Source organism: Ensifer sp. CCNWLY38, from assembly GCF_037120565.1.
Classification (GTDB): Bacteria; Pseudomonadota; Alphaproteobacteria; order Rhizobiales; family Rhizobiaceae; genus Ensifer; species Ensifer adhaerens_H.
The window spans coordinates 1-18,948 of sequence record NZ_JBBBBO010000025.1; the positions used below are offsets into that span (position 1 = coordinate 1).

Genomic DNA, 18,948 nt, shown 5'->3' on the forward strand with positions numbered 1-18,948 from the left:
CCATAGAGTGCAGTGCAGTGATGCGCTCGCCGCCTGCCGCTCCTCCTAGTCATGGAAGGTTCCTGGTCGAATTTGAGCTGGACAGCTAGAAGTTCCGCCGCAGGCAGGATGATGCCGTTTTCACGCCAGCGTCGTTGGCGCGGAGGTGGTGAAGTTTGTCGTTCAACACATGTTCCCGCTTTGAGCTTCTGGAATCGCATAATGTATCGAGTGGAATTGACGCCTCTCATGCCACCGCCTCGAGCGACCGAAACCCGCGACCTTAGCGCGCCAATCGCACTCCCGGACCGCCGTCCGGTCCGGGACCGCTCTCAAAGAAGATGACGCCTCGATCCTCGTAGACGCGTTTAATCGCCTCAACGGTCACAGGTTGGGGTCCTCTCGGCCCCGCCTCATCTTGCTCAACGCGGCTCACTGTATTCGCCGTGACCTTGGCCAGCTCAGCGACTTCCCGGACACCGAGCTTCAGAATAGCACGCGCAGCTCGAGCTTGGGCAGGATTCACGGAGACCTCGTATTTATTTCGATACACGGTATTGACAAATACCCAGACGCTATATAGATACACTGCATCGATATCTCCTTCAACGATTCCGCGTTGTTCGCTGGGCGTAATTCGTCCTGCGCGAACGCTTGCCCTGTTAGAATGTCGGAGCGTTAAGATGGAACTTCGCCAACTCTCGTTCTTCGTTGCGGTTGCCGAGGAGCTGCACTTCAACAGGGCAGCGGCGCGGATGTGCATCGCTCAGCCGGCGTTGAGTTCGCACATCCAGGCGCTGGAGAAGGAGCTCGGTGTTCGGCTGCTCGAGCGGTCGACGCGCCGGGTCGAGCTGACGCGGGCAGGGGAGGTGTTCTATGACCGCGCAGTCCGGATCATCGGCGATGTCGGGCTGTCGGCCGAGGTAGCACGCTCGGTTGCCGGAAAGGCAGCGCGGACGATCAGGATCGGAACCGTCTATCCGGCGACGACCGGCGTGCTGCCGGCATTTCTGGCGCGCATCGGCCGGAAGTTTCCCGATGTCGCTTTGCATGTGAGGAGCGGCTCGACCAGCGACATCATACGCTCAATCGAAAACGGCCAGATCAATCTCGGCTTCATCCGTCCGGTCGAAAACATCGGCTCGTTGCGGTTCTTCTCGATCGCGCATGAGCGCTATCTGCTGGCCGTCGAAAAGACGAGTCCTCTAGCCCTTCGAAGCGAGATCGACATCGAGGAACTACGCTCGGAAAAGATCATCGCCTTTTCCCGTCAGAACCTTTCTTACTCGGAGCGCTACTTCTCCGAGATGTTCGAGACACACGGTCTGAACGGCAACATAGCCTATAGCTGTGATGACACGTTCTCGCTGGTGTCGCTCGTTTCCGCGGGGCTTGGCGTTGGCTTTGCACCGGAATGGACGAAGGATCTGCCGAACCGCAACTTCGAGCTTCGGCCCGTGCGCGGTGTCGATCTCAAGATTGGTCTCGGCGTCGCTTGGAACAAAGAGGATCCAACGGCGTCTCGCGACGACATCATCGACATTGCCCGGTCGCTGGCGCGGCCGGGCAGGTGAGTTAAACGGCCGAGATTGCTCGTGTCGCATCAAGAGCGAAACTTGACGCCGGCGGCAGAAGTTCTGCCGCCGGCTACCCAGCCGCTCGGGAGGTGTAACGTTACCAGCGGCCAGATTGCGAGGTATGCTCATTCAGCCGACAGGTGCCTTTGGAACCATTCCGCGCTCTTGGGGATCAACACGTCGTCGACGGTTTGGGTCGCAGTGGCCGCATTCCAATCGTGGTCGGAATCGATCTCGACCAGATCCTCGACCCCTTCGTGATAGTCGAGCAGAGTTTGACCGGCGGCCGGCTGAGGCGTCACAATCGTCTCACGCTTTCCGACGATCACTCGGAGCGGACCTGGGTATTTGCCGATGGCTCCGACCGGCGTGACAGTCGGCAATTCCTTGAAGAAGGCCGCTTTCAATTTGGTCTCGCCGCCCCAGGAGAGTTTCGCCGTCACGATTGCGTCCGGCGATTGCGCGAGCGCGCTTTGAACAGTTTCGCGACCCATGATCGTGGCGTACGTCGAAAGCGGGTTCGTCACGGGAGCCCATAGCACGACACCGGAGGCCTCGGGTCGTTTCGCCGCTAAGTGGCCCCCTACAAGACCGCCCTGGCTGTAACCTAAAATGCCGATTTTACTGTTATCGACTGAGCTGAGAGCCTGCAGATAGTCGAACGCAAGAACAGCATCCTGGATCTGCCCGGACAACGTAGTCTCTTCCCACTTTCCGTCGCTTTCGCCGGAGCCGTGAAAATCGATGCGAAAGCTGGCAATGCCAACCTCGGCCAATCGCACCGCGGTGTATGCAAACAAGCCGGTTTGAGATGATGCCATCGGGAATTCGTCCTTCTGGCCAGTGAATCCGTGGAGCATCAAGACCACCGGTGGGTTTGCGGAACCATCGGGCAAATTGAGTACTCCGACTATTCCGCGTCCGCCGTTCTCGATGCGAACTTTGCTCTCCGCTGCAAGAGCGCATGTCGCCGCAAGCGTGGCGGAGACCGATGCAACCAAGGACAACCAATTCATTCCCACTGCTCCTCTCAGAGTGATGCATTGCTTCGTCGAGCACCAAACTGAAGGCGTGGCGAGACTTCGACAATTTCGCACAGGACGGCTTGGTGACGCTGATAGACGCGACTTGCGCGCACAAAAGATGCACGCCTGCGCCTGGGCAACTTGCGTCATCTTGCGCCACGTGTTTGCGGAGTGCGAAGTTGCTCCTGATTTCCCGATTGCTAGAAGATCGCCTGCCGCAAAGGCAAAAGCTCGCCGAACACCTTTCGTTGTCGAGCAACCTGGCTTTTTGTTTAACTGGAACTTCAGAATGATCAGCAGCAGTTTCTCCCCACGCGCGCTTGCGACATCGAGGCGGGTTCGCTGCGGTCTCTTCTTTTTTGCCGGCGGTATCGGCATCGGTGCCTGGGCCGCGAGCCTGCCGTTGCTTTCCGCCAAACTGAACATTGACAAGGGGGAACTCGGCGCTCTCTTGCTGTGCTTTGCTCTGGGCGCGATCGCAATGATGGTGAACATCGGGCGGGTCAGTGACCGGTTCGGCAGTAGCCATCTGCTGAGTCTCGGCGGCAGCGTAGTATTTGGCGTCTCGATCCTGACGGTCCCCTTGGTCGATGGGCTGCTGCTCGTTGGTGCTCTTATCGTGGTTGCAGGCGCGGGTTTCGGGACGCTCGATGTTTCCATGAACATCGAGGCTTCAGAAATCGAGCGCGGATCGGGTCGCCACCTGATGTCGTCGTTTCATGCGATGTTCAGCATTGGCAACATCGTCGGTGCCTCCTTGGTTGGCGTAGTCGTATCCTTCGGTGGCCAGATCCACGAGTGTTTGGGAGGGGCTGGGCTCCTTGTCGTCATGACTGCGCTCATCTCTCGTCTCATCGGCCACGAGGCGAGCGGGAAAGTGATGCCGGCGGCCACAAACACAGGCCCCGCGGGAAAGCCTTCGCTCAGCAGACAGCAAAGGGTACTGGTACTGACGTTTGGTGCCATCGGCTTTTTGGCCTTTCTTGCGGAGGGAGGTATTATCGACTGGTCCGCGGTATACATGGTGGGAACCTTGGGTGCCTCCGAAAGCGTCGGCGCGTATGCTTTTGCGGTGTTCTCGGCGTCAATGGCACTTGGCCGGCTGCTCGGGGATATCGTCACGCAGCGGGTGGGGCACGTGAGCATCCTCAGAATTGGTGGGGTTGTCTGCGGATTGTCGATTCTTGCTATGCTCATCGCTCACAATGTAGTGGTTGGCATAGTGGCGCTGGCCATTTGCGGATTTGGTGTCGCCAACATGATACCGGCCGTGTTTGCATCCGCGGGGAAAATTGGCTCGCAGGCTACCGGACGGGCGATGTCGATTGTGACCACTCTTGGATACAGTGGTCTGCTCATTGGGCCTGCCTTGCTTGGATTTATTGCTCAGATTTCCAGCCTCACCATCAGTCTTGCGCTTGTGGCTCTTTCTTTTGGTGTCATCTCCGTAGGCACGGTCTACCTCAAGCGCTTGACTGCGGAGTTTCAGCCAGAGATGAAGGGCACGAAGCACTACGCCTGATGGGGCGTTTCAATGGCATGCCGCCGATGGAGTTTGGCACCAGCCTCCTCGAGCATCCGGCTCAGCAGCGCACCAATATGGGGCTAAAAGAGCGATCCTGGCACACTCTGGGCAACCTTTGCATGACGCGTGGCACTCTCCACCCTATCGTTTTTTGCCGGGTGCGCGGGGCGACGGCGCTCGAAATTAGGCTCCGGATAGGTGTGTTGGGGATCAATCCAGGATCATTCGCTCCATCAGCGTCTTTAGGTCCCGCGCCACATTGTAGCTGTTGTCTTGATGCTGCCGATTGCAGAACAGTTCGCAGCTCCACCAGCCGCGATAGCCCGTTGCCTTCACGGCATCGACCCAACTTTGGAGGTCGAGAACTCCATTTCCCGTAGGCACGTCGCGTAGCACAGCTTCGTTTGGGAGCCCTCCAGTGTAGGGGAGGGAGTCGCAGACATGCACGCCATAAATGAGATCCTTATCCAGACGCGCAATGCGCTCTGGCGTGTCTCCGGAGGTGTACGAGTGCCAGAAATCGATGACCAAGCGGACGTTGTCCCGTCGGCAAGCCTCGATGATCCGAAGTTGGGCGTCCATTGTATTGAGCGGCGTCCAGGAGAGAGATTCCAGATAGACAATGAGCCCGTGCTCTGCCGCAATGTCAGCGACGGCGCCTAAGTTCTTCGCAGTGAGCGTGATCTGGGTATCCCTCGGCACATCGATCAGGCCACGATAGAGTGTGGGGTAGCGTTGAGCAGAGCCAGGTTCGAAGGCCCTTAGATCGAGTGGCCCAGTAATTGCTTCGATGCCCTTTGCTCCGATCGCAACCGCAAGCCTGCAGAGGTCTTCCGCCTCCCGCAGCATCTCTTCCCGACCGACTTCCTGGCGCTCAAGGTCGATGAGAAAGCCAATGCCAGGAACTTCAAGGGCTTTCAGACTTGCCTTGAGATCGTCCTGTGTGAAGCCGGATTTCAGAAATGCCGCGATTTTCGATCCCGACGTTTCGAGGCCGTCGAAGCCAACTGTTTGAGCGATATCGATATCGATCGAGAGCGTGTTGAACTTCGAAGCCATGGAGTGAAATATGAGCTTGTCTCGGCTGGCCATGACTCTGGTTCCTGTTGTTGAATTGAACGGGCTATTTGGATTGGACGGGTACGGTCCGCTGGCGCTTGTTCGAGGCTTGGATCGCCTCCGCAGCCTTCAGGGCAATGACGTTGTCATCGCCTCGACAAAGCCAGTCGGAAGAGGTTCGCGTGGAGGCGAGAAACCCCTCGATCGTGGTTGCATGTAGTTCCCTTTCCCTGACAGGCACCAGTTCGTTGCGTGCGTTTGCGCGCCGCGTCAGCGTTCCCGCCTTGCCGTTCAATGTGCCCTGAGCGATCAAGGCCCCTTGATCGCCGGCCAGCATGACCACGCTTTCGATTTCTGCGGTCGTATAGCTTTCGAACGCCTGGAACATCGCGCCTTCAGACATGCGCATTGCATATGAGATTTGCTGTTGGCTTGCGCCGTTTGGCGCCGCGGACAGTGCCGAGACTTCGACGGGCTCCTGTCCCGTCAGAAAGCGCGCCAGGTCGACGTCTTCGACAGAGACGTCGAGCAGCAACTCCCCTTGAGGTGACATTTCCTCACTCCTTCGGTTTGGCGGGGAGTGATAAGGCGCGCCGCGGACGATCAAGAGCGATTGAAGTGTCCCGATATGTCCCTCCATCATGAGGCGCCTCATCGTCTGATGGACGATTGAGGCCCGGGAAGGCTGATTTACCGCCAGCGCCACTCCTGCCTTCCTGCAGAGCTCAACCAGTCCGCCTGCAATTCGGCTGCTGTGGGAAATGGGAGCGTCGCAAAGGATGTGTTTCCGTGCTTCTGCGGCCGCCGATATGTAGTGCTTCCGACGATCTCTGGCGGCGCTCACGTAGGCGAAATCCACGAGCGGGTCGCTGAGCGCCTGGCGAGCTTCAGTCGACGTTTGCGGGATCCTCAGGTCTTCGGAGAAGAATTTGGCGTATTCCTTGTTTCGGCTGACGACCCAACGAGCTTCATGGCCGATCGATCGGATCGCGGCCACCATGTGCTCCGTGGCGATGGTGCCAGTCCCCATCACCGACCATCCTGGTTTTCTCGAAGAGGTCACCGGCGTTTCCTTCCGTTGCTGTGCAGAGATTGGCCGGAAGAGTGCTTGTTCACAACTTCGCAAGTTGTTGAAGTCCTTCGCAAGATGAAGTATATTTCGCTTCATGTTGCTTCACTCTTTGAGGATGAGTCTGGATGGAACACTTGGGGAGAGACGCAGCGGCGCTGGCAGCAAACCTCCGCACGCTGTGCGAGCGGCATGGGTCTGTGGCTGCAGTATGCCGGAAGATTAACGTCAACCGGCAGCAATTTAACAAGTATCTGTCCGGAGCTCACATTCCTTCTGCCGCAAATCTAAGGATTATCGCTAACTATTTCGGTCTCAGCGTCCCGATTTTGTTCGCAGATCCGGATGAGTTCCGCACGCTCGTTGACGGGAATTTTTTCCATGCGATGCAGACTGCGCGGCAATTGCCTGAGTTCTCGCGATTTGTTTCCAACATGATCGTTGAGAGCAAAGCGGACCACAACGATATTGTCGGTATCTACGATCGCTACCAGTATTCCTCCATTTACAAGGGCTTTGTGCTGCGATCCGCGTTCTGTATCTATCAGAACAAAGAATTCCTGCAGCACTACTATGTAGAGAGATTTCCAAGTTTCGACGATCCAAGAAAAACAGAATACGTCTTCAAATACTATGGCTTCTGCTTTCCGGTGGCCGATCGTTTATTCACGGCCGATTTCGAGGGAATTCAGTCAAACGAATTGACGTTTGGCGTCTACGCTCAGGTTAAACGCAACGCGAAGAAGTTCATGTTTGGGATTTCGAGCGGGATTGCAGCAAATGTTTTCCGCCAGCCGTATTCTACCAAGGTTGCTCTTCATTACCGCGGTCCCGGTCTGCTGCGCCGCGAACACCTGAAGAACCTCACGGTTATGGATCGCAATGATCCCGCAATTCCGCGAGAAGCGCTTCAATATCTGGGGGATGGCTCTGATATGATCCAGATGAACTGACGCTCTCAGCGCGCCAGTTCGTTCAGTCTCGATGAATGATGATCTATGGGTGAAGCTCGATCGCGAGCCACACGCTGTCGGTGTCGGCGTAGTAGCGATGCCAGGGATACGTCCATTCGTTGTGGCCGGTCACCCGGCAGAAGGGATCGTGCGAGTATCCAATCGGCATCAGGACGTCCTCATAGATGGTCGCCTGATCGCGATGCTTGAATTTCTGCATCCGGCCAATGCCATGGATCTGAGTATGGGTCTCAAGGAACGGATGCTCGTTGTGGATGAAGCAGTCCGTATCGCCCGGCGACCACCACAGATTTAGCTTCAGGGTGAAATCCTGGGATTCCCTCGAGGTGGCGCGTTCGTTAGTGAACACGCGGGGGTCCAACGAGACCTTTCCGATCTCATCCTGCGCGGAGATGTACAGCGGGGTATCGCGGGGAAAGCTGCGGATGCGATTTCCAAGCCAGTCCCAACCCCGGAACATGCAACCGCCAAGATTTGTAGGCTTAACGACCTTGATAAGGGCGGCGCGTTCGGCGGACTTGATCTTTCCGCCTTTCAGCCATGTCGATTTCCAGGCCGGCACGATCGCGGGGTGTTCATCGCCTGTGACCATGACCGACGGGCTCAGGTTGACGACCACCGCATCGTCCACGTCGTAGTCAACCGCATTCTCAACGAGCTTCGCGACGATGAACTCATCTGCGAAGGCAAGGTTTCTGGTCGCGTTCTGCACGTCGGATGTCCTTCCAAGCATTTAGATTTTTTACAGGAAGCCACATCGCATTTCGTTACATAATTGCGCGCCTTTATGAATCTGTACGCGTCTTGAAGCGAACTCCGCTTCATATTGCGAAGTGCTTGGTTCCTCCGCCAAGCGTGCGATCGGTTGACAATGCTCTCTCGCTGGGCCGGCGGCCATGCAATTCGGCGATTATCGTATGAGGTTGGCTTTCCCCCCGTTGGGAATTTGATGCACTTGGAAACCACGAGTGCGTCACCCTGCGTCGGTGATTTAACTCCTGCGAACTTGAAGCTTCAGCCGTCTGGTCGAGAATAGTGCGATCGTTGGGGCGGGTGCTTACTTCCAAAAGCCCTCCCGTTGAGAAGCATAACAATCAGAGGGTCGATCAAATGAAGCTCACAGGTGGCCAGGTAGTCGCGAAAGCGCTGAAGGAATATGGTGTTGAATATGTCGCCGGTGTGCCTGGGCATGGCATTTGGTCGCTTTTCGATGCCTTTTTGCAGGAAGGCTCTGAGATCCCGTTCATCCAGGTGATGCATGAACAGAGCGCGGTGCACATGGCTGACGGCTACTATCGCGCATCGGGCAAGCCAATGGCCTGCTCAACCTCGGTTGGACCGGGTGCCGCCAATACCATCATTGGCCTGGCAACCGCCTATTGTGACTCGACGTCGCTGTTTTACGTCTCCGGCTCGCCGCAGACCTATATGCATGGCCACGGCACCATGCAGGAACTCGAACGTCAGCAAGACAACGCCTTCCCGCGCATCACCGAACAGGTAACCAAGCGCGCTTGGCAGGCCAATTCCGTAGAGGTGCTCCCGAGCATCATGCACCGCGCTTTCAGCGAGATGCTTACTGGCCGTCCCGGACCGGTTCACGTCGAAGTCCCGATGAACGTCCAGGTCGAAGCGGCCGACGTCGCCATTCATCCCCTTCAGAAGCGCTTGCCGATCGGCGTTGCCTATCCCGATCCGAAGGCGATCGAGGCTGCTGTAAAGGTCCTGCTTTCCGCCGAGCGTCCGGTCATCGTGGCCGGCGGCGGTGCGATCACTTCAGGTGCGTCCAAGGAGTTGACGCGTCTTGCTGAAAAGCTCGGGGCGGCCGTCTCCATTACCTGGAACGGGAAGGGCGCCATTTCCGAGGACCATCAGTTGTTTGTCGGTGCGGTCGGCCAGACGGGAACGACGTGCGGCAACAAGGTGACCGCCTCTGCAGATGTCGTGGTATCGGTTGGTTGCCGGTTTACCGACTGGTCTGCATCGTCCTATGCGAAGGGTGTGTCCTTCTCGATCCCTTCAGCGAAACTGATCCACATCGACTTGGATCCGCGCGAGATTGGCAAGAACTATGAAACCGAGGTTGGCGTCGTCGCGGACGCGAGGGTCGCTCTTGAGGCTATTCTCGCGCTGATTTCCGACGCCGATAGCAAGAAGATGATTTCGCGCCGTGAAACGTTCTTGGCCGACGTCCAGAAGGCAAAGGCGGAGTGGCGCGCCCAAGTCGAGCCGCGCGAGAACAGCCGCGAAACGCCCTTCACCTCCCAGCGACCGCTTATGGCGCTCCGCAAGGTGCTCGACAGGGACGGCATCGTCGTGGTCGGCTCCGGCAACACCCAGGGCTCCGTCAAGCAGAGCTTCCCCGTCTACGAGCCCCGCACGCACCTCACTTCAGGTTCGTACTCCCCGATGGGCTGGGCAGTGCCCGCGGCGCTTGGCGCAAAGCTCGCGTGCCCCGATCGCCAGGTCGTAGCCATCGTCGGCGACGGGGATTTCATGATGTCACTGCCGGAAATGGGCACTGCTGTCATGAACGGCATCAACGCCGTCTTCCTTGTGCTCAACAACCAGGGATACATGTCGATCCGTGGCGGGCAGCGGAAGTTCATGGGTCGCCACATCGCCTCGGAATTCAATCACCACGCCGGAAACGGCGCGCCGTATTCAGCCGATATCGCAGCTTCGGCCCGCGCGTTCGGACTGGCCGCCTGGAAGGTCGAAAGGGACGAGGATCTCGAAAGCAGCCTCAAGGCAGCTCTCGAGTGCGGCGGCCCGGCGCTCGTGGAGGTCATCGTGTCTCGCGACGCAGCCGGACCGTTCGCCACCGGTTGGTGGGACTTCCCGTCGCCTGCCTACTACGAAAAGGAACAGGCTGCGTACGCAGAGATGCGTGCACGTGAGCAGCATCTGTAAGTAACTGCAAAGGGGTGCGTGCGCTGGCCCGCACCCCGCCCATTCCATCCATATCCCCTCGGATCGCGGAGCATCGTGCTTCCGCAAACGAAGAGCTATTGTCATGATACGACACTTTAAAGCCGCGCAAGCTTCGGTCACCGGCAGCACCGATAGCGCAGTCACCAAGACCGTAGAGGCCCTGCTTGCAAAGGTGGAGGCCGGTGGCGACAAGGCGGTGCGCGAACTCTCCCTGCAATTCGACAAGCTCGACCGCGAGTCCTACCGCCTGACAGAGAATGAAATTGCCAACTGCATCAACTCGCTCACAAAGCAGGAGCGCGAGGATCTCGACTTCGCGCAGGAACAGGTCCGCAAGTTCGCGGAGGCGCAGAAGGCCGCGCTGCTGGATATCGAAGTTGAGTCGCTGCCAGGCGTGATCCTTGGCCACAAGAACGTACCGATCCAGAACGTCGGTTGCTATGTTCCAGGCGGCAAGTACCCGCTGCTGGCATCTGCGCACATGACCGTTCTTACTGCCCGCGTCGCCGGGTGCGAGCGGGTGATCACCTGTGCGCCGCCATTCCAGGGGAAGCTCGCCGAGAAGATTGTCGCAGCCCAAGCGCTCGCCGGGGCCGACGAGATCTACTGCCTGGGCGGTGTCCAGGCCATTGCCGCAATGGCCTATGGGACCGAGACCATCGCACCCGTTGATATGCTTGCGGGGCCGGGAAACGCCTACGTCGCTGAAGCCAAGCGCCTGCTCTTCGGCAGGGTTGGCATCGACTTGTTCGCTGGCCCGACGGAGACGCTTGTTATTGCCGACGACAGTGTCGACGGCGAGATCGTGGCGACTGACCTTCTCGGTCAGGCCGAACACGGAGCCAACTCTCCAGCCGTTCTCATAACCAATTCGGAAAAGCTTGCCCGCGAAACGTTGTCCGAGATCGACCGCCTGCTCAAGATCCTGCCGACCGCGGCGGTCGCTGCCAAGGCCTGGGAAGACTACGGCGAGATCATTGTCTGCGACACCGTCGAAGAGATGGTCGAGGAAGGCGATCGGGTCGCCTCCGAGCATGTCCAGGTCATGACGAGGGACCCCGACTACTTCCTGAACAACATGAAGAACTACGGCGCATTCTTCCTCGGCGCACGCACGAATGTCGCATTCGGGGACAAGGTGATCGGCACCAACCACACCCTGCCGACGAACAAAGCCGCCCGCTACACAGGTGGCCTCTGGGTCGGGAAGTTCCTCAAGACTTGCACCTATCAGAAGATTCTCACCGATGAGGCGTCCGCCATGATCGGTGCATACGGCTCCAGGCTCTGCCTCATGGAAGGCTTCGCCGGACATGCCGAACAGGCAAACATCCGCGTCCGTCGCTACGGCGGAAAGAACGTTGGATACGCGATGCCTGCTGACCCCAACTAAGAACGTTCGCCGAAGAGCCTGTGAAGGGCCGGCGTTTTGAACCCAACCAGAGAGGAATGTCTAATGTCAAAGTTTTTTCCCGCCCTCATCGCTGCGACGATGCTTGTTCCGGTGGGAGCACGCGCAGAAGGGTCGATCGAAGTTCTGCATCACTGGGTCTCGCAAAGCGAAGTTGACGCTTTGAACGTGATCCGCAAGGACCTGGAAACCAAGGGCTTCCAATGGAAGGATTCCGCCGTCGGCGGCGCAAGCGGCGCGAACGCACAGCAAGCTCTGCGGGCGCGGCTTACCGCCGGCAATCCGCCGGGTGCGATGCAGTTTCTCGGTTGGGAAGGCGTGCAGTGGGCAGAGCAGGGCGTCGTCCGCGACCTGAACGACCTCGCCGCAGCAGGCGGGTGGCGCGAAGCTCTCGCTCCGCAGCTTCTGCCTTTCGTGACTTCGGGCGACGCCTTCATCGCTGCGCCGATCAACATGCACCGGCAGAACTGGGTCTGGGCCAACAAGAAGCTCTTTGACGATGCCGGAGTATCGGTTCCAAAGAATTGGGCGGAACTCATCGACGCGGGCAAGAAGCTCAAGGAAAAGGGCGTTGTCCCGATCGCAATGGGTGACGAGCCCTGGCAGATCGGCATCATCTTTGACGCCCTTCTGTCGGACATCAACGGTCCGGAGTTTTATCAGAAAGCAGCCATCGATCTGAACCCGGAGACGCTCGCCAGCCCCGAGATGGCAAAGGTGTTCGACACGTTGCGCGAAGTGCGCGGTCTCGTCGACGCCAACTTCGTTGGCCGAGACTGGGCCGTTGCGACTGGCATGGTCATCAATGGCGAGGCCGCCATGCAGTTCATGGGCGACTGGGCGAAAGGCGAGTTCCTTGCAAAGGGCCTGAAGCCGAACCAGGACTTCTACTGCTTCGCGACGCCCGGCCAAGTCACCGCTTTCCAGTACGTCATCGACAGCTTCGGCATGTTCACGGTCAAGGACGAGAACCTGCAAAAGGCCCAGGCCGCACTTGCCGAAACAATCATGGACCCCAAGGTTCAGAAGGGCTTCAACCTTATCAAGGGCTCCATTCCTGCACGTATCGATGTGTCGGTCGACGAGTTCGATGATTGCGCAAAGCTCGGCTACAGCGAGCGGACGGCAGCGATCGAGAAGGGCAGCATGCAAGGCGCCATGACCCATGGCTTCGCCGCGAAGCCGGAATTCGCCGCGGTCTTCAGCGACGTTGCCGCGCAGTTCTTCGTTGGCAACATGAGCTCCGAAGACGCGGTCAAGATGCTGGTCGAAGGCATCGACAACGCCCGCTAACCCGAACTCACCTTGAGAGCGGGCCGGGGCGTGACAACCCGGCCCGACATTGAAATTCGCCATCGGAGCAGATCCATGAGCGCCTACAAGCGCATGTCCTCACGATTGGCCAGCTGGCTTCCGCGCCTTGTCGTTGCTCCCAGCCTGCTGATCGTCGTCATAACAGTCTACCTGTTCATTCTTTGGACTGGGCTGATTTCCGTCACTTCCTCGAAGTTCGTGCCCATCTACGACTTTGTGGGCCTGGAGCAGTATGTGCGTCTTTGGGCGACGCCGCGGTGGCACACCGCAGTAGCCAATCTGTTCATCTTCTCCGCGCTGTTTCTGGCGCTATCGACGGCTCTTGGCCTTCTCCTGGCCATCCTGCTCGATCAGAACATCCGTGCTGAAGGGGCCTTGCGGGCGATCTATCTCTATCCAATGGCGCTATCGTTCATTGTGACCGGCACGGCCTGGAAGTGGATCCTGAACCCGGGTCTTGGAATTCAAAAGGTCGTCAATGACCTCGGCTGGGAGACGTTTCGCTTCGACTGGATCACTGATCCCCAGATGGCTATCTACACGGTTGTTATCGCCGGCGTCTGGCAGTCCTCCGGTTTCGCGATGGCCATCTTCCTCGCAGGACTGCGCGGGGTCGACAACTCGGTGATCAAGGCAGCGCAGATAGAAGGAGCGAGTCTTCCGCTCATCTATCGCCAGATCATCATACCGATGCTGCGTCCGGCGATGCTCAGCGTAATCGTGCTTTTGAGCTACATCGCCATCAAGAGCTTCGACCTTGTGTTGGCGCTCACAAATGCCGGGCCGGGCGCGGCCACCGAACTGCCGTCAACTTTCATGTTTGCTGCCACCTTCCGGCGCAACCAGATGGGAGTAGGTGCTGCGAGCGCGGTGATGATGCTCATGACGGTTGCGGCCATCATCGTGCCGTACCTCTATTCCGAACTTCGGGAGCGCAACAATGGCTGAAGTACTTTCTCAATCCGGAAAGGCGCGCCTGGGACGGTTGGTGGTCTACGCCTGCCTTCTCACTGTAGCGTTGCTCTACTTGATGCCCTTGTGGGTTATGGTGGTGACGTCTCTCAAGTCGCTCGACGAGATCTACGCAGGCTCCTTTATCGGCCTTCCGAAGACTGTGACCCTTGACGCCTGGCGCGCCGCCTGGTCGCAGGCCTGCATCGGAACGGAGTGCACCGGGCTTAAGCCCTACTTCGTGAACTCGCTGCTGATGGTGATCCCCTCGGTAGTCCTTTCAACGGGCATCGGCGCCATCAATGGCTACATCCTGACGAAGTGGAAGTTTCCCGGTGCAAACTTCGTGTTCGGCCTGCTCCTGTTCGGCTGCTTTCTGCCTTACCAGGCGGTCCTGATCCCGATGGCACGCACCCTCGGCCTACTTGGGCTCGCCGGAAGCATACCGGGCCTGATCTGCGTACACGTCGCCTATGGCATCTGCTTCACGACCCTGTTCTTCCGGAACTACTTCGTGTCGCTTCCGGACGAATTGACCAAAGCAGCGATGGTGGACGGCGCGGGCTTCTTCCGGATTTTCTGGAGCGTCATCCTTCCGACGTCGATCCCCATCATCGTGGTGTCTTGCATCTGGCAGTTCACCCAGATCTGGAACGACTTCCTCTTTGGTGTCTCGTTCACATCAGGGGCAAGCAGTCCGATAACGGTTGCGCTCAATAACATCGTCAACGTGACGACCGGGCGCAAGCAATACAACGTCGACATGGCAGCTGCCATGATCGCCGCGATCCCCACCCTCTTTGTCTACATCGTCGCTGGACGCTACTTCGTCCGCGGGTTGACCGCTGGCGCTGTGAAAGGCTGATACCATGTCTACTCTTGAAATCGATCGCGTTCGCAAGGCCTACGGGAGCCTCGAGGTTCTCAAGGAAGTCTCGATATCGATAGGCACCGGTGATTTTCTTGTGTTGCTCGGCCCTTCCGGCTGCGGAAAGTCGACGCTTCTCAATATGATTGCCGGACTGGAAACCATCAGTGGCGGCGACATTCGCATAGCTGGAAGGGTCGTAAACCACCTATCTCCGAAAGACCGGGATATCGCCATGGTGTTCCAGTCCTATGCGCTCTATCCCACCATGACAGTGCGCCAGAACATCGAGTTCGGCATGAAGATCCGGGGGCTGTCGCAGGCCGAACGCGATAAATCGGTTAAAACGGCCGCTGAACTGCTGCAGATCACGCACCTCCTTGACCGGAAACCGTCGCAGCTTTCCGGTGGTCAACGGCAGCGCGTGGCAATGGGGCGGGCCATCGTGCGGCAACCGAAGTTGTTTCTGTTCGATGAACCGCTGTCGAACCTCGACGCGAAGCTTCGCGTGGATATGCGGACCGAGATCAAGCGCCTGCATCAGCGTCTTGGCACGACCATCGTTTACGTGACGCATGACCAGATCGAAGCGATGACGTTGGCAACGCGCGTCGCCGTCATGAAGGACGGTGTGGTTCAGCATTTGGATGAGCCGCAATCGGTCTATGACCGCCCGGCCAATGTCTACGTGGCGCGTTTTGTTGGCTCGCCAGCCATGAACATCGTGCCCGGCGTTCTGGAGGTCCAAGGCGAGAACGTTACGGCGAAAGTCGACATCGCGGGCAAACCGCCAGGCAGGATTTCCGGGATTCCGCTGTCGGCCGCAGCGGCCCGCAAGTACGCCGGAAAGAAGGTTCTCGTCGGAATACGGCCGGAGAACTTCTCGGTCGCCAACGGGGCGGGCGCGATGCTTGCCGTCAATGTCGACGTTGTCGAGCCCACAGGGCCGGACACACTTGTCGTCTTCCACCTTGGCGGGGTCGAAGTCACGGCCCGGTTGCCGCCCAAGCAAGCCGACGCTGGCCGAGAAGCCGTCTTGTCGATCGACACGTCCAAGATTGTTCTCTTTGACGCAGACACCGAAACTCGCATCGATTGAGTACAGCAATGACACAGACCGCTGACATCGTCATCGTAGGGTCAGGTATTGGCGGCGCATCGCTTGCCTCCAGCCTGGCACCGTCCGGCCGGCGCATCGTTATCCTCGAGAGAGGTGACTTCTTGCGGGATGCCCCGCAAGCCAGAGACGACATCGAGATCTTCCAGAAGGGCTTTTATCGCAACACCGAAGAGTGGTACGCGACAGACGGACAGAGCTTCCTGCCTGGAAACTACTACTACGTGGGTGGAAACTCGAAGTTCTTCGGTGCGGTGATGTTTCGCTACCGCAAGGAGGATTTTCATCCGCGAAGCCATATGGACGGGGCTTCGCCGGGGTGGCCGATCTCTTACGACGAATTGTCACCGTGGTACGACGCGGCAGAAGCTGTCTTTCGGGTGCGCGGAAGCACCAGAGACGACCCGACGGAGCCTCCTCACGCGAAGCCCTATGGCTATCCACCGGTTCCCGACGAACCGGCAATCGCTGCGGTGCGCAAGCGGCTTGAAAGGGCGGGTATTCATCCCTCACCCCTGCCGCTTGCGATCGACATCGAAACCTGGTTGCGGCGCGCGAAAACCGGATGGGACGCGTTTCCCAACACAGGGCACGGCAAGATCGACGCAGAAGTCGGGCCGCTCTCGCAGGCATTGGCGCATGCGAACGTCAGCCTGATAACAGGCGCGAACGTATCCCGACTGGAAACGGACGGCAGCGGTAGGAGGGTCGTCGCGGCCATCTTCACGAAAGATGGCGTGGAGCATCGGATTTCGGCGGACACTTTCGCGGTGGCCGCCGGGGCGGTGCAATCCGCGGCTCTGTTACTCCGATCGGCCAACGGGGCTCACCCGACCGGCATTGGCAATAGTTCCGACCAGCTCGGCCGCAACTTCATGAACCACAATACAAGCGCAATGCTGACGATCGATCCGCTCGCGCCCAACACAAGCGTCTACCAAAAGACAATCACTTTCAATGACTTCTATAACGAAGACAATGAATTCGGTTTCCCCCTCGGCAACGTTCAACTGCTTGGGCACATCACCGGTAACATCCTGAAGGCCAATTTCCCGGTTCCGGCTCCCGCCTGGTTCACCAGGGTTCTCGCGCGCTACGCCTACGGCTGGTTCCTGACGAGCGAGGATCTGCCGAATCCGCAGAGCCGGGTGATGGTCCGTGACGACCGAATTGTCATGAATTGGGTTCGCTCGAATATGCGGGCCCACGAGGCATTGATCAAGAAGACCCGCGCTGCCATGCGAAAGGCGGGCTTTCCAATCGTGCTGACACATACGTTTGGTCGGAAAACGACGTCTCATCAATGCGGCACTGCACGCTTAGGCAACGATCCGAAAACTTCAGTCGTCAACCTGGATTGCCGCAGCCACGACGTTGAGAACCTGTACGTCACCGATGCCTCCGTCCTGCCGACGTCGGCTGCGGTAAATCCCGCGCTTACAGTAGCAGCCCTGGCCATCAAGGCCGGCTTTTCCATCGCGAGGTGACCCTGATGTCGTTTTCTGATTGGGTATCAGCGCGGTTGGGAATTTTGCCTCCCGAGCCAGACGAGCTTTTTACGTACGACTACATCGTGGTCGGAGGGGGATCGACGGGATGTGTCATTGCCGCCCGTTTGTCCGAGGATCCGAGCGTCAATGTCTTGCTGCTCGAGGAAGGCCCTAGAGACCTCAATCCTTACATCCATATTCCCGGCGCCTACTATAAGACGGCTCAGGGCTCGCTCCTGAAGCGGATCCCATGGGAGCCGATGCCCGAGCAAGGCCGCACTGCCAATCCGACCATGGTCCAGGCAAGGGTCCTCGGCGGCGGAAGTTCCGTCAACGCCATGATCTACATCAGGGGCGTACCTTCGGACTATGACCAATGGGCCCAAATGGGGGCGGATGGCTGGGCCTATTCCGACGTGCTGCCCTATTTCAAGCGTGCTGAGAACAACAATCGGTTCTGCAACGAAGCGCACGGTGTGGGCGGCCCGCTTGGCGTATCCGATGTGGACTACATCCATCCTTTGACGCGCGCATGGCTGCAAGCCTGCCAACAGGCTGGCCTGCCGTACAATTCGGACTTCAATTCCGGCGACCCGACCGGCTGCGGCCTGTACCAAATTACCGCACAGGATGGTCGCCGCAGCTCGGCGGCCATCGCCTACCTCAAGCCAGCCCGCAACCGCCGCAACTTGCGTGTTGAAACAGGCTCGACCGTCACTCGAGTAATCATCGAGAAGGGACGGGCGGTCGGCGTCGAGTGCATGAGGGGCAAGCACAAGGTCACACACAAGGCGAAGCACGAGGTGGTCCTCTCAGCCGGTGCGATCGCGACGCCAAAACTGCTTATGCTGTCGGGCATCGGGCCAGCCGAACAGATTCTGCGCCAAGGCATAGACGTTCACGCCGACCTGCCGGGCGTTGGGCAGAACCTGCAGGATCACATCGAGATATCACTCGTATACCAACTCAACGGCCCGCACAGCTACGACAAGTACAAGAAGCTGCATTGGAAAGCGGCGGCCGGATTGAACTATGCGCTGTTTCGAAACGGCCCGGCCTCCTCAAACCTCATAGAGGGAGGCGCGTTCTGGTGGGGAAACAGGAACGAAACGGTTCCCGACATTCAGTACTTCATGGTGGTCGGAGCAGGTATCGAAGAGGGCATTGACGCAGTGCCGGGCGGCAACGGCTGCACTGTAAACCTTGGGCAGATAAGGCCGAGATCCAGAGGCGAAGTAACGCTCGCCAGCTCGGACCCACTTGCAAATCCGCGCGTCGCTCCACGGTACTTCTCGGATCAATACGATCTGGAGGCGATTACTGACGGGACGATGGCCGCGATCGATATCATGTCGCAGCCAGCTATCGCGAAATACGTGGCAGCGAGGCATACTCCACAGCCGAGAATGAAGACGCGCGAGGAGATCAGGACTTTCTGCCAGCAAGATGCGCACGCAGCACTGCATCCGTCAGGAACGTGCCGGATGGGCAAGGACGAAATGGCCGTCGTCGACCCCCACCTCCGTGTACGTGGCATTGAAGGTCTCCGCGTTGCAGACGCTTCAATCATGCCAACACTTATCTCCGGGAACCCGAACTCCGTTTGCATCATGATCGGTGAACGGGCGGCAGACTTCTTGCGAGCCTAGAGGTTC

General features: G+C 58.5%; 15 protein-coding genes. 11 read left to right on the top strand and 4 right to left on the bottom strand.

From position 1 onward, the window contains the following. Positions 1-662 precede the first annotated feature (662 nt). Positions 663-1,553: a LysR family transcriptional regulator gene (locus tag V7S54_RS32055; RefSeq protein ID WP_336409873.1), complete on the top strand. Its 891-nt coding sequence runs from the start codon at positions 663-665 to the stop codon at positions 1,551-1,553. Positions 1,554-1,681: 128 nt separating this feature from the next. Here the strand turns inward: V7S54_RS32055 and V7S54_RS32060 are convergent, their stop codons facing one another. Continuing rightward, complete coding sequence (locus V7S54_RS32060) at positions 1,682-2,572, bottom strand: alpha/beta hydrolase (RefSeq protein WP_065375192.1); 891 nt, start codon at positions 2,570-2,572, stop codon at positions 1,682-1,684. A 298-nt stretch (positions 2,573-2,870) separates the two neighbouring features. Between V7S54_RS32060 and V7S54_RS32065 the strand changes: the two genes are divergently transcribed. Then, positions 2,871-4,103, top strand: a complete 1,233-nt coding sequence (locus V7S54_RS32065) for an MFS transporter (protein ID WP_065375191.1) — start codon at positions 2,871-2,873, stop codon at positions 4,101-4,103. Between the two features lie 213 nt (positions 4,104-4,316). Here the strand turns inward: V7S54_RS32065 and V7S54_RS32070 are convergent, their stop codons facing one another. Together V7S54_RS32070 and V7S54_RS32075 are read right to left on the bottom strand one after the other, a co-directional pair. After that, entirely contained in the window at positions 4,317-5,198 is an 882-nt protein-coding gene (locus V7S54_RS32070) for a sugar phosphate isomerase/epimerase family protein (protein ID WP_065375190.1), read from the bottom strand. A gap of 31 nt (positions 5,199-5,229) precedes the next feature. Beyond that, positions 5,230-6,228, bottom strand: a complete 999-nt coding sequence (locus tag V7S54_RS32075; RefSeq protein ID WP_234793100.1) for a Gfo/Idh/MocA family protein — start codon at positions 6,226-6,228, stop codon at positions 5,230-5,232. Between the two features lie 134 nt (positions 6,229-6,362). Here V7S54_RS32075 and V7S54_RS32080 point away from each other — a divergent pair, with 134 nt between their 5' ends. Further along, positions 6,363-7,187, top strand: coding sequence for a helix-turn-helix domain-containing protein (locus V7S54_RS32080; RefSeq protein ID WP_058329013.1), 825 nt, complete (start codon positions 6,363-6,365; stop codon positions 7,185-7,187). Positions 7,188-7,230: 43 nt separating this feature from the next. Here the strand turns inward: V7S54_RS32080 and V7S54_RS32085 are convergent, their stop codons facing one another. Continuing rightward, positions 7,231-7,920 (bottom strand): hypothetical protein, encoded by a 690-nt coding sequence (locus V7S54_RS32085; RefSeq protein WP_141679451.1) that lies wholly within the window; start codon positions 7,918-7,920, stop codon positions 7,231-7,233. Positions 7,921-8,318: 398 nt separating this feature from the next. Here V7S54_RS32085 and V7S54_RS32090 point away from each other — a divergent pair, with 398 nt between their 5' ends. From V7S54_RS32090 to V7S54_RS32125, 8 genes are all read left to right on the top strand, one after another. Next, positions 8,319-10,121, top strand: coding sequence for a thiamine pyrophosphate-binding protein (locus V7S54_RS32090; protein ID WP_065375187.1), 1,803 nt, complete (start codon positions 8,319-8,321; stop codon positions 10,119-10,121). 103 nt (positions 10,122-10,224) lie between these two features. Beyond that, complete coding sequence (hisD, locus tag V7S54_RS32095; RefSeq protein WP_065375186.1) at positions 10,225-11,535, top strand: histidinol dehydrogenase; 1,311 nt, start codon at positions 10,225-10,227, stop codon at positions 11,533-11,535. 63 nt (positions 11,536-11,598) lie between these two features. Further along, positions 11,599-12,846, top strand: a complete 1,248-nt coding sequence (locus tag V7S54_RS32100) for an ABC transporter substrate-binding protein (RefSeq protein ID WP_065375185.1) — start codon at positions 11,599-11,601, stop codon at positions 12,844-12,846. Between the two features lie 75 nt (positions 12,847-12,921). Further along, the gene (locus V7S54_RS32105; RefSeq protein WP_442892644.1) at positions 12,922-13,815 is read left to right on the top strand and encodes a carbohydrate ABC transporter permease; all 894 of its coding nucleotides are present in this window, start codon (positions 12,922-12,924) and stop codon (positions 13,813-13,815) included. Beyond that, positions 13,808-14,683: a carbohydrate ABC transporter permease gene (locus tag V7S54_RS32110; RefSeq protein ID WP_065375183.1), complete on the top strand. Its 876-nt coding sequence runs from the start codon at positions 13,808-13,810 to the stop codon at positions 14,681-14,683. The genes V7S54_RS32105 and V7S54_RS32110 overlap by 8 nt, the downstream gene beginning before the upstream one ends. Before the next feature lie 4 nt (positions 14,684-14,687). After that, positions 14,688-15,785: an ABC transporter ATP-binding protein gene (locus V7S54_RS32115; protein ID WP_336409872.1), complete on the top strand. Its 1,098-nt coding sequence runs from the start codon at positions 14,688-14,690 to the stop codon at positions 15,783-15,785. Positions 15,786-15,793: 8 nt separating this feature from the next. Beyond that, positions 15,794-17,290, top strand: coding sequence for a GMC oxidoreductase (locus tag V7S54_RS32120; protein ID WP_065375181.1), 1,497 nt, complete (start codon positions 15,794-15,796; stop codon positions 17,288-17,290). 5 nt (positions 17,291-17,295) lie between these two features. Continuing rightward, positions 17,296-18,942: a GMC family oxidoreductase gene (locus tag V7S54_RS32125; RefSeq protein WP_083203704.1), complete on the top strand. Its 1,647-nt coding sequence runs from the start codon at positions 17,296-17,298 to the stop codon at positions 18,940-18,942. The last annotated feature ends 6 nt before the right edge of the window (positions 18,943-18,948 follow it).

Bases quoted from the DNA above. Each gene is read 5' to 3' on its own strand.
- V7S54_RS32125 (WP_083203704.1), top strand. From the start codon at position 17,296: ATGTCGTTTTCTGATTGGGTATCAGCGCGGTTGGGAATTTTGCCTCCC.
- hisD (WP_065375186.1), top strand. From the start codon at position 10,225: ATGATACGACACTTTAAAGCCGCGCAAGCTTCGGTCACCGGCAGCACC.
- V7S54_RS32120 (WP_065375181.1), top strand. From the start codon at position 15,794: ATGACACAGACCGCTGACATCGTCATCGTAGGGTCAGGTATTGGCGGC.
- V7S54_RS32105 (WP_442892644.1), top strand. From the start codon at position 12,922: ATGAGCGCCTACAAGCGCATGTCCTCACGATTGGCCAGCTGGCTTCCG.
- V7S54_RS32065 (WP_065375191.1), top strand. From the start codon at position 2,871: ATGATCAGCAGCAGTTTCTCCCCACGCGCGCTTGCGACATCGAGGCGG.
- V7S54_RS32115 (WP_336409872.1), top strand. From the start codon at position 14,688: ATGTCTACTCTTGAAATCGATCGCGTTCGCAAGGCCTACGGGAGCCTC.
- V7S54_RS32080 (WP_058329013.1), top strand. From the start codon at position 6,363: ATGGAACACTTGGGGAGAGACGCAGCGGCGCTGGCAGCAAACCTCCGC.
- V7S54_RS32060 (WP_065375192.1), bottom strand. From the start codon at position 2,572: ATGAATTGGTTGTCCTTGGTTGCATCGGTCTCCGCCACGCTTGCGGCG.
- V7S54_RS32070 (WP_065375190.1), bottom strand. From the start codon at position 5,198: ATGGCCAGCCGAGACAAGCTCATATTTCACTCCATGGCTTCGAAGTTC.
- V7S54_RS32090 (WP_065375187.1), top strand. From the start codon at position 8,319: ATGAAGCTCACAGGTGGCCAGGTAGTCGCGAAAGCGCTGAAGGAATAT.
- V7S54_RS32055 (WP_336409873.1), top strand. From the start codon at position 663: ATGGAACTTCGCCAACTCTCGTTCTTCGTTGCGGTTGCCGAGGAGCTG.
- V7S54_RS32110 (WP_065375183.1), top strand. From the start codon at position 13,808: ATGGCTGAAGTACTTTCTCAATCCGGAAAGGCGCGCCTGGGACGGTTG.
- V7S54_RS32100 (WP_065375185.1), top strand. From the start codon at position 11,599: ATGTCAAAGTTTTTTCCCGCCCTCATCGCTGCGACGATGCTTGTTCCG.